At 35.0% G+C, this 16,726-nt stretch carries 12 protein-coding genes; 1 reads left to right on the forward strand and 11 read right to left on the reverse strand.

Translation table 11 applies throughout. The annotated features are described in order from the left end of the window. Positions 1-208: 208 nt before the first annotated feature. From JI750_RS11575 to JI750_RS11605, 7 genes are all read right to left on the reverse strand, one after another. Positions 209-1,351: a cytochrome-c peroxidase gene (locus JI750_RS11575; RefSeq protein ID WP_236673021.1), complete on the reverse strand. Its 1,143-nt coding sequence runs from the start codon at positions 1,349-1,351 to the stop codon at positions 209-211. A gap of 74 nt (positions 1,352-1,425) precedes the next feature. Continuing rightward, a complete protein-coding gene (locus JI750_RS11580; protein WP_202001738.1) occupies positions 1,426-2,889 on the reverse strand; it encodes a hypothetical protein in 1,464 nt (487 codons plus the stop codon). After that, positions 2,876-4,336 (reverse strand): RagB/SusD family nutrient uptake outer membrane protein, encoded by a 1,461-nt coding sequence (locus JI750_RS11585; RefSeq protein WP_236673022.1) that lies wholly within the window; start codon positions 4,334-4,336, stop codon positions 2,876-2,878. Before JI750_RS11585 ends, JI750_RS11580 begins: the two co-directional genes overlap by 14 nt. Positions 4,337-4,340: 4 nt before the next feature. Continuing rightward, the gene (locus JI750_RS11590) at positions 4,341-7,697 is read right to left on the reverse strand and encodes a SusC/RagA family TonB-linked outer membrane protein (protein WP_202001747.1); all 3,357 of its coding nucleotides are present in this window, start codon (positions 7,695-7,697) and stop codon (positions 4,341-4,343) included. Positions 7,698-7,707: 10 nt separating this feature from the next. Further along, entirely contained in the window at positions 7,708-8,811 is a 1,104-nt protein-coding gene (locus JI750_RS11595; protein ID WP_202001750.1) for a FecR family protein, read from the reverse strand. A 67-nt stretch (positions 8,812-8,878) separates the two neighbouring features. Then, complete coding sequence (locus tag JI750_RS11600; RefSeq protein WP_202001753.1) at positions 8,879-9,478, reverse strand: RNA polymerase sigma-70 factor; 600 nt, start codon at positions 9,476-9,478, stop codon at positions 8,879-8,881. A 300-nt stretch (positions 9,479-9,778) separates the two neighbouring features. Further along, entirely contained in the window at positions 9,779-10,210 is a 432-nt protein-coding gene (locus JI750_RS11605; protein ID WP_202001756.1) for a DUF1810 domain-containing protein, read from the reverse strand. A 363-nt stretch (positions 10,211-10,573) separates the two neighbouring features. On the opposite strand from JI750_RS11605, the gene JI750_RS11610 reads away from it, so the two are divergent. Further along, complete coding sequence (locus JI750_RS11610) at positions 10,574-11,323, forward strand: 4-hydroxy-tetrahydrodipicolinate reductase (RefSeq protein ID WP_202001760.1); 750 nt, start codon at positions 10,574-10,576, stop codon at positions 11,321-11,323. A gap of 247 nt (positions 11,324-11,570) precedes the next feature. Here the strand turns inward: JI750_RS11610 and JI750_RS11615 are convergent, their stop codons facing one another. The 4 genes from JI750_RS11615 to JI750_RS11630 all read right to left on the reverse strand — a co-directional run bounded on the left by JI750_RS11615 (position 11,571) and on the right by JI750_RS11630 (position 16,531). Beyond that, on the reverse strand, positions 11,571-12,317 hold the full coding sequence (locus tag JI750_RS11615) for a succinate dehydrogenase/fumarate reductase iron-sulfur subunit (RefSeq protein ID WP_202001762.1): 747 nt from the start codon (positions 12,315-12,317) through the stop codon (positions 11,571-11,573). A 187-nt stretch (positions 12,318-12,504) separates the two neighbouring features. Further along, positions 12,505-14,415: a fumarate reductase/succinate dehydrogenase flavoprotein subunit gene (locus tag JI750_RS11620; RefSeq protein WP_202001764.1), complete on the reverse strand. Its 1,911-nt coding sequence runs from the start codon at positions 14,413-14,415 to the stop codon at positions 12,505-12,507. Positions 14,416-14,527: 112 nt separating this feature from the next. Next, positions 14,528-15,253 (reverse strand): hypothetical protein, encoded by a 726-nt coding sequence (locus JI750_RS11625; protein ID WP_202001766.1) that lies wholly within the window; start codon positions 15,251-15,253, stop codon positions 14,528-14,530. Continuing rightward, on the reverse strand, positions 15,254-16,531 hold the full coding sequence (locus JI750_RS11630) for an acetyl-CoA C-acetyltransferase (protein WP_202001768.1): 1,278 nt from the start codon (positions 16,529-16,531) through the stop codon (positions 15,254-15,256). Positions 16,532-16,726 lie beyond the last annotated feature (195 nt).

The following is a 16,726-nucleotide window of genomic DNA, read 5'->3' on the forward strand; positions in this document are numbered from 1 at the left end:
AAAAAGATAGTAAATAATTATTGATTGGCGCTAAATGGCATCTTTAAATAATATATAAAGCTACAAAAAGAGAAATAGTATTTATTGTAAGATTATCGCAAAAACTTTCATTTTGAAGTCATCGTGTTGGAATAAAAAAGCCCATTTCATAAAGAAATGGGCTTGGAAGATTTGCAAATTTTGGGGCAAATACAAATCATCAACTAACTTATTTTGGCATTTCGGGAATTATAATTCTTCTTGTTGGAGTGCTTAGAGTTTCAATAAAAGCGAGTAAATCACCAATTTCTTCTTTGCTTAAATCTAATTTTCTAAGCATCGGGTCTGATTTTGGAATCAGTGAATCTCTCGCTGTTCCCAGATATTTTTTCTGAACTGGAGATGGATTTCCTAAATTGTATAACTCTACAACATCGAGTAAAGTTGGAAAATGTCCGTGATGCATCCACGGTTTTGTGTTTACCACTTCGCGTAGCGTTGGCGTTCTGAATTTGCCAATATCTTTCATGTCTTTTGTTACGTTATAACGTCCGAAATCTTCATTTTTTGTTCCGAATAAAGTCTGGCCATCATTATGAAACTGATTATCACTAAAGTAAGGTGTGTTATGACAATTGATGCATTGCGCTTTGGTTCTAAATAAATGCAATCCTTTTACCTGCTGATCGGTATAAATATCTGATTTTCCACTTACAAACTGATCAAATTTGCTTTTCGGACTATTAATAGATCTTTCGAAAGTGGCAATGGCATATTGAATTCGCTCTAAAGTCACTTTTTTATCGCCATAAGCTGCTGTAAACAAGGAATTATAGCCTTTTATTTTAGCAATTTTATCAACCGCAATCGTCAGTTTTTCATTCATTTCTAAAGGATCTTGAACAGGAAACTGCGCTTGATCTTCAAGACTTGATGCGCGTCCATCCCAAAATAGAGAAGTAGCATACGCCGAATTTAAAATCGTCATCGAATTGCGTTTTCCTGTCTGGCGATCATGTCCAAACGAACGTGTTAAATTATCTGTCCAGCCCAATTCCGGATTATGGCAAGAAGCGCACGCAATTTGTCCGCTTCGGGATAATCTCGGATCAAAAAACAATATCTTTCCCAAACTTTCTTTTTCCTTCGAATACGGATTATAAGCAGGATACGGAACAGCCGGCAAAACGCCAATATCCTGAAATTTAGATTTATCTACGCTTTCATGTAATTCCGCAGCAGGCCATTTTGATGAATCTCCGCTGGAATACAATTTTCGTAATTTCTGAATATCAATGTAATCAGGATTTTCCATGCTTTTGTATGCCGTTAAGCAAAGCAGGAATAAGAGAGGGAAGATTAGTTTTTTCAATTCTTTTTGTTTTTTGTTTCAAGTTTCAGGTTGCAAATTCACTTTACAAAACATTCACAATTCATAATTCATAATTATAAAGTAACTTCTTTAGGACACGGAATGCTCAAAGCCACTGGTTTTGGATATGTTCTATTATTGTACATTCTGTATTGTGTCGAGACTGTTCCTCCAAAAAGTTTATCATTTGTCAGTTTTAATTCAAATGAAATTTCATATAAACCATTGCTAATTTCCTTGTATGTTCCTTCACCAGAAATAGCAATTTGATATGTGTTGTCTTTATCTTTTCCGATAGTTAAATCTTGCGGAATTACTAAAACAGTTCCCTCGGTTTTGCTGTTTCCATTTGCTGGGAAAAATTCTAAAGCAGAGGTAATATTGAATCCAGGCGATACTGACGCAGAGTTATTTTCGTTAGAAAACCATCTTTTTAGACCAAAAGAATTGACTGTATTGGTTCCGCTGGCAACGTTAAATCCGATTTTGAAAGCGTCGTGATATATGTCGTCGTTCGGATTTGTTGTTCCTTTATCACTGTATAAAATGGCGTTTGGATCATCTTTTGTAACTACAACTGGAAAAGTCAGAGCGTTGAAAGTTTGCCAAGCACAAGTGGCTCCGTTGCTAAACCAATGTTCTCCATACGTTAAATAAAAGGCATTTGTAGGATCGGTAAATTTTGATGCCGGATTTGCTTGAATATCTCTTGGAGATTTTATTGGTTTTGCAATTGTTAGGTTTATCTTTCCTGTAGCGGTGTAATTAGGAATATTTATTAAAGTAATCTTCGATTCGTAACGGGCATCATCATTTTGTAAATCTTCTAAAAGCGTTAAATGATACGTCACAAAACCTCTGTTATCGCCAAAATCATCATGCGTTAAAGAATATTCAAAACCATTTTGGAATTTGAAAATATTTGCATTTTTGATTTCTTCAGGGAAAAAGCCATTTGGAAAATTCACTATAAAATCAATTGTTTCGCCTACTTCGCCTTTCACATTATATTGCGTTACAGGAAAAGTGTAGTTGGTTGCAATTGTTCCTAAATCAATTTTGAAAGTATTATTTGGATATGCTGTGTTTAAATTCCCGATATGAATATCAGGATCAGAAACCGTTTCTAGTTTTAGATTAATGCTTTGGTTTGCAGCCCATCTTTTATCAAAAGAAACATAAATGGTATCGGTTAATTTGCTGCCTTGAAATGAAAGCTGATTTACCGGATTTACACTAAAACTATCAGCAACTCCAGATGTTTCAGCGCTGAAATTAGCCGTTATTGTTTCTTTTAATTCACGTGTGGTTAAGGCTACAGGAACTTTTAATGTTTTTACAGACTTGTTTTCATAAGTAGATTGTGGAACTAAACTTCCGTTTACAGCAGGATACTCCAAAGGAGTATTATCGGCTTTAACCAAAAAGTTAAATCTTATGTATGGATCTATATCAGAACCTAATTTATAATCGTCTTTAGAACAAGAAATGTATAATAATGCTGTAAATAGTAGGCTGAATATCTTAATACGAGTCATTTTGCTGCAAGTTTGGGTTAAGATTGGTGTTGAATGTTGGTATTGGCAGTACGTATTTTAAAGACGGATACGTCAAACTGCACACATTTGCCAGACAGCCGTCGGTTCTTGAAACGTTTTTATGGTTTCTGGCAATATCAAAGAATAAAAAGCCTTCGAAGCATAATTCTTTTCTTCTTTCTAAAAAGATATTCTCTTTTAGATTTGCTGTATTGGTTAATAATGAAGCATTTGCGCGGGCGCGAATCGTATTGATGTCTGCCATTGCCAAATCTGCTCTGTTGGTTTCTAAAGCAGCTTCGGCACGAATTAAATACATTTCGCTAAGTCTGAAAGCTACATAACCAGCATTATCCTGATATTTTTTTGTAAAACTGTAATCCACGTAAGTTTGTACGCCTTCTACCAATGTAAAAAGCGGTTTTACCAAGAAAAGCTGCTTTCTTAAATCGGTGCTTTCATATAAATTAATCAAATCATTTGAAGCCGTATATTTTTCAAAACTTAAATCTGTATTATAGCCAAAAACTTTTGACATTGATCCTGAAACATTGTTTTCGCTATCTTTAGGAATAGCAAATTCAAGCAAGATTTCTGAAATAGGAAGGTCTGGTTTTTCCCATTCTGCAATTAAAGTTTCTTTGCTGGCTAATACTGCTCCAGAATTGGTAATAACATCATTTGCAGTTTCGTAAGCATTTGCCCAATCTCCTTTTTGAAGATAAACTCTCGCCAATAAAGCTTTTGTGTTTTTTTGATTAAAGAAAGAATACGCAGCGCCAGTAAGCAAAGAACTGTCCGAATAATTGGCTATAGAGGTTTGTAAATCATTAATAATTAAAGCATACGTTTCTGCTGCAGTTTTTCTCGCTGGGTATTGTATGCCACCTTTTATAGATGATGTGCTGTAAACGATTCCTAAATGCGATGCATCGGCAGTATATTTATAATCCTGACTGTAAACCAACGATACAAGAAAATGCGTATAAGCTCTTATGGCTAATGCTTCTGCTTTTATCTGATTTTTCTCTGCATCAGTAGCGTCGTTTAGGGAAGGAGTATATTCTAAAATTAGATTTGCCTGATTTATGATATCGTAGCTCTCGTCGTAAAACATTTTGAAATTGCTTGTTAGCGCCTGATCATCGAAAGAATAAACCTGTTCAACATTTGATGGCGTCGAAACTTGTCCTCTAAGACTTCCTGTTGCGGTTGGTGTAAATTTTATATTTCCGCCCTGTAAATCAGCATAAACTGCGTAACGTTCTGGTCGAACATTGGCTTCTAACGAAGAATAAAGCCCTCTAAGTGCTTGTAAAACGCCTGTTTTATTCTGCAAAAGTTCGTCAATAGAAGTTTGTGTTCCAGGTTCTTGTTCTAAAAAGTCACTGCAGCTTTGCAATGAAAGTAGCAGAAAAAATATGGATAGGTATTTTGAATATTTCATTTTCTTAAAATTTAGCATTAACTCCCAGCGAAATTGTTCTTGCCTGAGGATAGATATAACTATACTCTCGTACGCCGTTCATTCCTTTCGGACTTTTTTCTTTGTACCAATACGCCACGTTTGTAGCATCGGCAAATACAGAAAACGTATCTAGAAAAGTATTTTTTAATGGCACATTATAGCTCAAATTAATATTGCTGATTCTGATGTAAGTCGCATCATAAACATATTTGCTTAAGTTGGTTATAATTGGAGAAAGTGTTACGGCAGATTGTGTAACATTGTCACCCGGATTTCTCCAATAATCATAAGCATTTACAGAAAGATTTCTATTTATTGTTACGTTATATTGATCAATAAGCTCACTTGAAGCTAAAAAGTCACCGCCAATTTGATAATCACCTCTAATCGATAAAGTCAGATTGTTGTAGAAAGTGAAATTATTGTAGAAACCTCCGTAAGCATCTGCTTGTTTGTCTCCAATAGGTTCCCAGTCGGCAATTGTGTATAATTCGCCATAAGTTTTAGCATCGTAAACCTGCCCATTTTTTTGAATAAGATCTCTTCCTGTAGCTGGATCTACGCCAACCCATTTAACTCCCCATAATGTAGTAGTGCTATAACCTATTTTTTGAGCCAACGCGAGATTTGCTACAGAATAGTCGCTTCCTAAACCTTTTAAATCGGTTACTTTACTGTCAACGGTTGAAATATTGAATGCTGTTGTCCATTTAAAAGCGTTGCTTTTTATCCATTTAATTCTGGTAGTAAGTTCAAAACCTTTGTTGTACATGCTTGCAGCGTTTAATTGTACAGAACTATAACCCGTTTCAGTAGGAATATCTCTAGCCGTAATCAAATTACTTTTATTGTCATAATAATATTCTAAAGTCAGTTCGACTCTTTTGAAAACGTTGAAATCAAATCCAGCATTGAATTTTGTGTTTTTTTCCCAGCTTAATCTTCCGTTCGGAGCTGCTCCAGGCGTTGCTTCTATACCGCCATTGTATCCGTTTTGACCAATATTATATAATCCTTTAGATCTATAAGAACCAATTTTAGAATTCCCTGTTGTACCATAACTTGCTTTTAATTTCAAGAAATCGATCCAAGAATTAGAATTCAGAAAATTTTCATTGCTAATAATCCATCCAGCGCCTAAACCGCCATTATGAGCCACATCGGTATCATCTCCAAAAACAGAACTCTGATCGCGACGGTAATTGGCTAACAAGAAATAACGCTTTTTATAATTATAATTAAGTTGCGAAAACAAAGAAACCCTAGAGTTATAGCTTATTTCATTTCTGTAACTCTGTCCATCTGTAGATTCATCTTTAGGTGTGTCTGGATTGTCATCTCTTATTGCTTCAGACACTTTGTGAATATATTCTGGGTTTAAAAAACCAACTCCAGATTTGTAGTTAAAATCGGTTTTATCTTCAGCAAGTTCAAAACCAACTATACCATCAATTTCATGAGTTTCGTTCCATTGTTTATTGAATAAAGCTTGTCCTTGCCAGTTCCATTTCGTAGAATTTCTCTGATTGATAACACGGCGTCCCCAAGCTGGGCGTGAAATTCCATCCAAAATAAAAGTTCCGTTAGACTGTCCGCTTTCATTTGCTGCAGAAAAGTAGCGATCTTGTTCTTTATCGGTATAATCCATACCGAAAAGAGTAGAAAATCTGATGTTTTTGTTGAGTTTATAAGACAAATTCAAACTTCCTAAAAGGCCAAAAGTCTGCGCTTCATTTTTATTTTGCTCAATCGCCGCCAGAGGATTTCCTCTCGTTGTACCGCTTACGCCTAAATCGGCATAAGAACCATCAGCATTATAAACGGCAAGGGTTGGAAGGTAGGCAAAACTATAAAAGATGTTTGGCGCATCTTTTTGCACAAAACTTGGATTCAGCATCAAATTGATATCCCATTTGCCAGAATTGTAGCCTAAATTGATTCCTGCATTTAATTGTTTGGTTTCATTTCCAACCTGTGGTTCGTCAATTTTTGTATAGCTTACGTTTGTACGATAAGAAAATTTAGAAGTTGAACCCGAAACATTAAAATTATACTTATTATATATTCCTGCTCGATTTAATATATTGAACCAATTTGTGTTAATGCCGTTGTATGAAACAGGAACATATCCAGGCGTAGTGTTTTTCATGAACTCATTTCGCAGTTCTGTGTATTGTTCTCCGTTTAAATATTTAATTTGATTAATAGCAGAAGAAACCCCAAGCTGATTTGAAAAACCAAATTGTGTTTTTCCTTTTTTCCCTTTTTTGGTTGTAATCAAAATTACCCCATTCGCTCCATCAGCACCGTAAATACCAACTGCTGCAGCGTCTTTTAAAACAGAAATAGTTTCAATATTCTCTGGCGCAATTTTCATTAACGGATTTGCCAAATTTTCAGCGTAATCACCGCTTCCGTTAAAATTGGTGCTGTCAATAGCATATTCTTCGCTCATTACAACACCGTCAACAATAAAAAGAGGCTGAGACGAAGTTCCTGAAATTGCACCGCTTAAAGAAGATAAAGTTCCCTGTCCGCGAATATTGATTTTAACTGGCCCGCCAACGCCAGAAGTATTTTCAACCATAACACCAGCAATCTGACCTGTAATCATTTTGTCAAAACTTTCAGAAGCCTGTTCAACCGCAATATCTTTTGCCTGTAAAGTTGAGATACTTCCAACAATTTCTTCTTTTAATTTAGTTGTGCCGTAAGACGAAGTAATCACAACAGGATTCAGCTCATCGGTAGTTTCCTGAAGATAAAAAACAAATGTCTTTTTATCATCTGCTTTCTGAGATTGTGTTTCCATTCCTAGAAATCCTGCTTCAAGAACCAGATTCGGAATACTATTTCCTTTTAACTGATAAACAAATTTTCCGTTAAAATCAGTTATAGCGCCCATTCCAGTTCCTTTTATGCGTATTGAAGCACCAGGAAGAGGCTGTCTGTCTTTTGCGCTATAAACCGTTCCGCTAATCATTCTTTGTGATTCCTGAGCGGGATCATTTTGAGAATCAGGAGCGGAGTTCGTTAACAGAACCTGTTTTTTCTGAATGTAAAATGCAATGTTTTTATCCTTTAATAATTGTGTTAAAGCTGTTTCTAAAGTGGCATTATTGATATCTAAATCGGCTAATTGATCGGCATCGATTTTTCTTGCATTATAAATGATTCTAAAATCGGTTTGCTCTTCAATAGATTTGATAATTAGGCTTATAGGTTTGCTTTTTACGTGTAATGTTATGAGTTTATTCTGAGAAAATCCTTTAAATCCAGATATGAGAATGGCTAAGAAAAACAGAATTTTTCTTAAAACGGGCTGTATCGTAAATGTCATGTTTATTTTTTTATCGCGGATTGGTAATTGTAATGGTTTTTTGTTGAATAGAATAATTAAAAGGCGTGTCACGTTTTAGCAGGTCTAAAATGTTTTCGACACTAGATTCGCTAATTTTAATTGTACCCGTAAAATTCTGTCTGGCCAAATCAGAATTTTCGTTGATAATTTCAACATCATAAGTACGCTGAATAATTTTAGCGATTGTAGAAAATGGGGTGTCTTTAAAAGCAAGTTCACCTTTTGTCCAGGCAGCATAAAAGGCTGGATCAACTTCTTTTAAGACCAATTTTTTTGAATTATTCTGCCATGTCGCCATTTGGTTTGGCTCGAGCAAAATAGCGTTAGAAGGATTAGCAGCTTCAGACATTTGAATACTGCCTTCAATTAATGTACTATTAACCGTAGGGTTTTCAGGATACGCGCTCACATTAAAAGTAGTCCCGAGAACCTCAATATCTGCCTGATTTGCATGAACAATAAACGGATGCTCTTTGTCTTTGGCAACTTCAAAAAATGCTTCACCGGTTAAGTAAACATTTCTGTTTCCGTTAAGTCCAAATTGCTCCGGATAGCGTAAAGTGGTTCCCGAATTTAAACTCACAACAGTACCATCTGAGAGTTTAAGCTTGAAGCGTTTTCCGTACGGAACAGAAAGAGAATTATAGATCACTTTATGATCCTGAACTTTGCCAAAGTAAATAATTTGAGTCGGAAATTTTTTGGCAATCAAATCACCTTTGTCATTCAACAATGCAGTTTCTTTTTTTCCAGATATATATTCCAGACGGCCGTCGCCCAATTCTAGAACAATTTCTTTTGAAGTTTCAGCTTTGTTGCTAAATAAGTAAACAGTTGTTCCTAAACCCAGAAATACTAAAAACACTGCAGCATATTGTAAATACTGTCTGATTTTGTTTTTTGGTTTCATCTGGATTACCGGAACAGTCTCAATAGATAAATCTGAACAAAGAGTGGTTAGTGCCCAAATCTTCTTCGCCTTTATAAATTGATTCTTGTTTTCTTCTGATACTTCGATCCAATCAAAAAGTGCCTGAACTTCTTGTTCTGAAGCTTCGTTAGAAAGGTATTTGTTTATTATTTCCGATGTCATATTTGCGTTTTAAAACTTCTCGCCATTATAAGTACACCTCAGAATTAAAATACCCTACCTTTTATTCTTAATTATTATAAATAAGGATAAAAATTAAGAACAAATAATCAGATAATCGGGTTTTTAAAATCTTCAAAGCCTTTGTCATATGGGCTTCAACAGCTTTTAAAGAAACTCCCATTTCCTCTGCGATTTCTGCATTTTTTTTATTTTCGAAACGTTTTTTTATAAAAACTTCTCGGGTTTTTGGTGGCAGATCGCTGATGGATTCCTGAATAATTCGTTCTAATTCGGTTAATTCTAAAGGGTCAAACTGAATCGAATTTAAAACTTCAATATTCAGTTCTCTTTCTTTATGGTTTAAGAGGTCATTTTTGAATTTGTCCTTCACTTTATTGTGGCGAATCAAATTCAAACATTTTGATTTAGCATACGTAAACAGAAAGGCTTGGATTCCGTTAATAGATTCCACATTTTCTCTATTTTGCCAGAGATGTAGTAAGGCTTCTTGAGCAAGGTTTTCAGCCTCATCCTGATCGTAAATGAACTGAACGCTGAAAGATTGGATTCTTCTAAAATATTTATCGTAAAAAAACTTGAATGCAGTTTCATCGCCTTCTTTAAAAGAATGGAAAAGATCTAATTCGAAACTGGCATATTTATTCATTAAACGAAATTTACTTTGAAAAAAGCAATATTAAGTAAATTTTAAAAACAACTCAATTTTGCTCAGAAAACGGCAAATATAAAAGTTTATTTATATTAATTCTAAATAAAATAAAATTATTAAATGTTTGAACAAATTTTATTCAGAATAAGTGTAATTCTTAACCGCAAAGCACGCAAAATTTTAAATATTTGGATTTTATAAAAACGCAAAGTCCGCAAGGCTTTGTCTAAAAAACTTTGCGAACTTTGTGTAAACCTTAGCGTCTTTGCGTTTAAATAAGCGGTTTTAAAAAAAACATTAAAGATTGCTATACAATAATTGAAGTGTATGAAAATCGGATGAACCGTCAAAATGTTTATGAAGCACTTCCTGAAAAATAGGCTCTGTATTTTGAACGCTGGCAAACAAGGTCATGCAAGATTGAAGATTTTCTAGATCAATGCTTTCAAAAATATCAGAAACATTTTCTTCCTTTTTGATGAGTTCGGAAGTGATTTCGACAAGATGTTTTCCTAAAATTGGGTGTTCCAGAAAAGCAATTGCTTCATCGGCATTTTTGATTTCGTAAAATTTAGATGTATCGTTTGAACCCATTCCTTTTATCTGCGGAAATATAAACCACATCCAAGGAGATTCTTTTTTACCTTTCTTAATTTCGTTTAGAGCTGTCAAATACAATTTATTCTGAGCATCTAAAAAACGGAGCAGTCCATTATTGTTGTAGGCCATTACTTACTGATATTTATTTGGGGTATCAGGCCATAAATCTAGTCAAAATATGTTTACTTGTACATTCCTCAATTCATTTTTTAATGCCATTTTTTAACATTTTAAATTGAATAATTTAGAAATGCGATTATAGGTAGAATTTGATAACCTGATTTTGTATTAACAGATAAAATCGTACTAATAAATAATTTTTATGTTATAAAATGAAGTTTTAGTTGGTGATTCTGTTATGATTTTTCTATTTTTATGAACAGGCGGTTTCTAAAACGGTCTGAATTCTTTAAAATTAGGATTGATATTGAACATCTTACAATATCAATATTTTCAACCGGGCAAGCTTCGCCCATAAACAAATAAATGCTTATGAAAATAGGATTAATCGGATTCGGAAAAACTGGAAAATCAGTAGCTTCAATATTATTAGAAAATAAAAAATTCTGTCTAGAATGGGTTTTACGCCAAAGTACGGTTTTAGAACACAGATCTGTTCCAGAATTTTTTGGAGTGCAGTCAGAAGAACCCGGCTTAATCTATTCTAGTTCTAAAACTTCTATTGAAGAGTTATTAGAAAAGCATCCTGTTGATGTCATTATAGATTTTTCGTCACATCAAGGAATTTACACCTATGGAGAAGTGGCAGCGAAGAAAAATATAAAAATCATTTCGGCCATTTCTCATTATAAAGATAAAGAACTGGATTTCCTGAAAAAGCTCTCGAAAAAAACCACAGTATTTTGGTCGCCAAATATCACTTTGGGAGTTAATTATTTATTATTTGCCGCAAAATTTTTAAAGAAAATTGCACCTTGGGTTGATATCGAAGTAAACGAAGAGCACTTTAAAACCAAACAAGGAACGTCTGGAACAGCAGTGAAAATAGCAGAAGCGCTTGATGTGGATAAAGAGAATATCAATTCGGTTAGGGCAGGAGGAATTGTCGGAAAACATGAAGTCATTTTTGGTTTTCCTTTTCAAACCGTGCGTTTAATTCACGAATCGATTTCGAGGGAAGCTTTTGGGAACGGAGTTATTTTTGTGGCCGAAAATCTAAAAGAGAAAGAAAAAGGATTGTACAATTTTGAAGATATTTTGACGCCTTATTTTACGGTTTAATTTTTTTTGCCGCTAAGACACAAAGACACAAAGCTTTTTTAGTCTCGCAATCCCGATAGCTATCGGGAGCAGAGTCGCAAATTTTTTTTGAAAAATGGTTAGTACTGTTTGTCTTCCTGAGCGAAGTCGAAGGATAAGCGTAAAGTATTAAAAGTATATTTAATCTCGCAAAGACGCTAAGGCGCAAAGCTTTTCCTTTTTTTAAGTTTAAAACTTTGCGCCTTAGCGTCTTTGTGGCAAAAATAACTTACTTCCTAAAAGTCAAAGCTTTCATATATTCTAAATTCATCTTAGCAATAGAAAGAACCGAAATTCCTTGCGGGCATTCGATTTCGCAGGCTCTTGTATCAGAACAGGCTCCAAAACCTTCTTGATCCATTTGTTTGACCATAGAAATAGCACGTTTAGGCGCTTCTAATTTCCCTTGCGGTAATAATGCGAGATGTGTTATTTTGGCACCAACAAACAAAGCTGCGCTGGCATTTTTGCACGAAGCGACACAGGCTCCGCATCCAATGCAGGCTGCAGCATCAAAAGCAGCTTCGGCGGTTTCATACGAGATCGGAATGCTATTTGCTTCTGGCGCCTGACCTGTTGAAGCACCAATGAATCCTCCTGAAGCGATAATAGAATCAAATGCTTTTCGATCAATTTTTAAATCACGTAAAACAGGAAAAGCTTTTGCACGAAAAGGTTCAATATAAATAGTGTCTCCATCTTTAAAACTCCTCATATGAAGCTGGCAAGTTGTGGTATTTTTTAAAGGCCCGTGAGCGCGTCCATTTATCATTACGCCGCATTGTCCGCAGATTCCTTCACGGCAGTCATGGTCAAATTCTATTACGCGTTCGCCGTTTTGAATAAGAGATTCGTTCAAAAGATCCAGCATTTCTAGAAAGGACATATGTTCTGACACTCCATCAATTTCATAATCTGTCATTTCTCCTTTTGAAGAAGAATTAAACTGTCGCCATATTTTTAGATAAAGTTTCATGCTTTTTGTTTTTTTAGTTTCATGTTTCAGGTTTCAAGTTTTTGATATTGTTTGTCAGGCTGAGCGAAGTCGAAGCTTCTCGCTTTGTGCCCTTCGACTTCGCTCAGGGAGACAACTTTTTAGAAGTTTCAAGTTCACTTCATATCTTTTATCTTGCTTCTTGTATCTTCATTAACAATTCACCATTTTATTTATAGCTTCTCACTGCAAGTTCCACCGATTCAAAGGTTAAAGGTTCTTTATGAAGTTCGGGTTCATTATTTAATCCTTTCCATTCCCAAGCCGATACATAACAGAATTCAGCGTCGTTGCGGACAGCTTCTCCGTCGGCCGTTTGGTATTCTTCTCTAAAGTGTGCACCGCAGGATTCTTCGCGTTGTAAAGCATCGTAACACATTAATTCGGCCAATTCGATATAATCGGCAATTCGTCCGGCTTTTTCAAGTTCACTGTTTAAAGTATTATCTCCTGTAATTCTGAGATCTTTTTCAAATGAAGCTTTCAGTTCACGGATTTCTATTAAAGCTTCTTCCAGTTTTTGTCTGCTTCGCGAAAGACCGCATTTTTCATATAAAAGACGTCCGATTTTTTTATGGAAATAATCTGCTGAAAGGGTTCCGTTGGTATGCAGAAAACGATCCAGCTGTCTTCTCACTGTTTTCTCAGCTTCTTCAAATGCAGGATGCGAGATATCAGGTTTAGTCGAATTTAATTCATCAGCGAGATAGTTTGGAATGGTGTAAGGAGCAATAAAATAACCATCGACACAGGCTTGAAGCAGCGAATTTGCCCCAAGACGATTCGCACCATGATCGGCAAAATTAGCTTCTCCTAGAGCAAATAAACCTGGAATGGTAGTCATCAATTCATAATCGACCCAAAGTCCGCCCATAGTAAAATGCGCTGAAGGTGAAATCAGCATAGGTTCTTTGTAAGCGTTTATGCCCGTAATCTTTTCATACATGGCAAAAAGGTTGCTGTATTTGGCTTCTATTTTATCTTTTCCCTGCGCTTTAATAGCATCCGAGAAATCGAGATAAATAGCATTTTTCATTGGTCCAACACCATGACCGGCATCAATTCTTTCTTTTGCTGCTCTTGAGGAAATATCTCTAGGAGCAAGATTTCCAAATGAAGGATAACGGCGTTCTAAGTAATAATCGCGTTCTTCTTCAGGAATAGCATTTGCATTTCGCTCATCGGCTGCTTTTTTAGGAACCCAAATTCGTCCGTCATTTCGAAGCGATTCCGACATTAAAGTCAGCTTTGATTGGTTTTCTCCATGTTGTGGCAATGAAGTAGGATGAAACTGAATCCAGCTCACGCCAGCCATAAAAGCACCTTTTTTGTGCGCTCTCCAAATGGCAGAACTATTGCAACCCATTGCCAAAGTAGACAGATAATATACTTTTCCGTAACCGCCCGAAGCCAGTACAACGGCATCTGCAGCGTGACGTTCTAAAATTCCAGTTTCAAGATTTCGTGCAATTATTCCTTTGGCTTTGCCATCAATAACAACGAGTTCAAGCATTTCGTGACGCGTATACAAATCCACTTTTCCTAAAGATGCTTGACGTTCCAAAGCTTGATAAGCTCCTAACAAAAGCTGCTGTCCGGTTTGACCTCTCGCATAAAAAGTTCGAGAAACCTGAACGCCTCCAAAAGATCTATTGTTTAAATATCCTGCATATTCTCTTGCAAAGGGCACACCTTGTGCAACGGCGTGATCAATAAGATGTGCAGAACATTCCGCTAAACGATAAACATTGGCTTCACGAGATCTAAAATCGCCACCTTTTATAGTGTCATAAAACATTCTAAAAGTGCTATCGCCGTCATTTTTGTAATTTTTTGCAGCATTTACTCCGCCTTGAGCGGCAACAGAATGCGCACGTCTAGGAGAATCCTGAAAACAGAAAGACTTTATGTTATAGCCTTGTTCGGCAAGAGATGCCGCACACGAAGCGCCCGCCAGACCGGTTCCGACGACTATAATATTTAGCTTTTTTCGGTTTGCGGGATTTACTAGTTTGGCTTTAGACTTGTAAAGACTCCATTTATCAGCAAGAGGACCTTCGGGTATTTTTGATTCCATCATTTTTAGTGGTTTAAAATGAATTGACGCAAAATTTTTTAAAGACGCTCTAATTTAGTATAAATAATTAATTTACAGGTTATTTCTGTAATATTTTATGCTTTTTGAAATGAAATTATTTGCTATATCTGTCGTCAAAATGTGCATTTATATCAAATTGTTTATTTTCAATTTGTTCTAAAATTTCTAAAAATGTTATTTTCATTTTAGAAGCCATAGGTTTTGCATCATGAATTAACGAATAAACATTTTGTTTTTTATCGACAGCTAAATAATTTCCATCTTCTAAATCATAAAATGCATAAAAAATTCTGCCATTAAAATCAATGTCAAACAATTCATTATAATTTAGTCTTTCTTTGATATTACTATCAAGATTATCGTAAAAAAGATCAATTCCATTTGGTGGAAAATCAAAATTTAGAATTTCAAAATTTTGATTGTCAATAGAAGATAATTTGAATTCATCTAGTTGATAATTTGAATTGGTTATTTTTAGTCCAATAAGTAAATTATCTTGAATTAGAAGTTCTATATTTTCAAAGCTATTATTTTTATCTGAAAATATTTTTAACCCGGATAGTTTAAAATTTTTTCCTCTTTTTTTACATTTAAGATAGGTTTCTCCAGCATACCACATAATAGTATTTTTAAAATCTGGATACAATTTCCAATTTGCCAAGTCAAAAAGAGAACCGCTTTTAGTTTGAATCTTTATTTCAGTCAGCTCTTCAGGTAATGCATCAATTATAGCATTAAAAAGAATGCCTTGTTCTTTTCTAATTATATTGTATTTGTATGGAGGAAAAATTGCTCCTAAAGTTTTTTGTAAAATATTCATTTATTTCTCAATTATCATAGTAACTCCTTGACCGCCTGCAGCACAGATCGAGATTAATCCTTTTCCTGAGCCTTTTTCGTTTAATAATTTTGCCATTACGCCAATAATTCTTCCTCCAGTTGCAGCAAAAGGGTGAGCGGCTGCTAAACTGCTTCCTTTTACATTCAGTTTATTTCGATCTATTGCGCCTAATGGTTTCTTTAAGCCAATTTCGGCACTCAATTCTGGACTTTCCCAGATTTTTAGAGTGGCCAAAGTTTGTGCAGCAAAAGCTTCGTGAATTTCATAATAATCGAAATCCTGAAGGTTTAATTCTGCTTTTTCTAGCATTCTTGAAGCAGCAAACAAAGGCGCTAATAAAAGATTCTGCTGATTTTTAACGTATTCAATTGCAGCAATTTCTGCGAAACTAATATAAGCCAAAATAGGTAATCCTTGTTCTTTTGCCCATTCTTCACTAGCTAAAAGAATACAAGAGGCACCATCTGTTAAAGGAGTTGAATTTCCTGCAGTCAATGTTCCATTAACTTTATCAAAAGCGGGTTTTAATTTGGCTAATTTTTCAATTGTGCTGTCTCTTCTTAGATTGTTATCTTTTTCTAATCCGTTAAAAGGTGTAATCATATCATTAAAAAAACCTTCATCATAGGCTTTTGCCATGTTTAAATGACTTTTCAAAGCAAACTCATCTTGTTCTTCTCTTGATATTTTATAATATTTCGCCGTGATTTCGGTATGTCCGCCCATAGAAAGTCCAGTCTGAGATTCTTCATTTCTAGGAACTAAAGGAGACAAATCTTTTGGACGAAGTTTTAGAAATGTCTTGATTTTTCCGCCCAATGATTTTGCTTGTCTAGCTTCTAATAATATTTTTCGAAGTTTTTCGCTAATTGCAATTGGCATATCGCTGATAGAATCAACCCCTCCAGCAATTCCAGAATCAATTTGCCCGAGTGCAATTTTGTTAGCAATGTAAATAGCACTTTCAATTCCGGTATCACAGGCTTGCTGTAAATCGCATGCAGGAGTTGCAGGATCAAGACTGGTTTGCATAACAGATTCACGAATCAAATTGTTGTCGTAAGTATGTTTAATTACAGCGCCTCCAGCAACTTCGCCCAATAATTTCCCTTTTAGATTATATTTATCAATAAGACCATTGAGTGCTGCGATCATCATTTCTTTGTTTCCCACATTAGAATAGGCCGTATTGGCTCTTGCAAAAGGGATTCTGTTATACCCCACAATGGCTACTTTTCTTATTGTATTCGATTTCATATCAGGAAGTTATTTGTTTTTGGTCATTGAGATTTTTCAAATATAAAGATAGAAATAGATTTTGGTTTCAAACTTAATGTAGATTAATATTATCAGGAAATAACTTAGAATTGGCAATTTCTCAAATTTATTCCTACTGATTTAGTCTAATTTGTTTTATTTATTTAGAATGAATTAAAATAATTTGGAAAAGTT

This window comes from Flavobacterium tagetis, from assembly GCF_016735615.1.
GTDB classification, from domain to species: domain Bacteria; phylum Bacteroidota; class Bacteroidia; order Flavobacteriales; family Flavobacteriaceae; genus Flavobacterium; species Flavobacterium tagetis.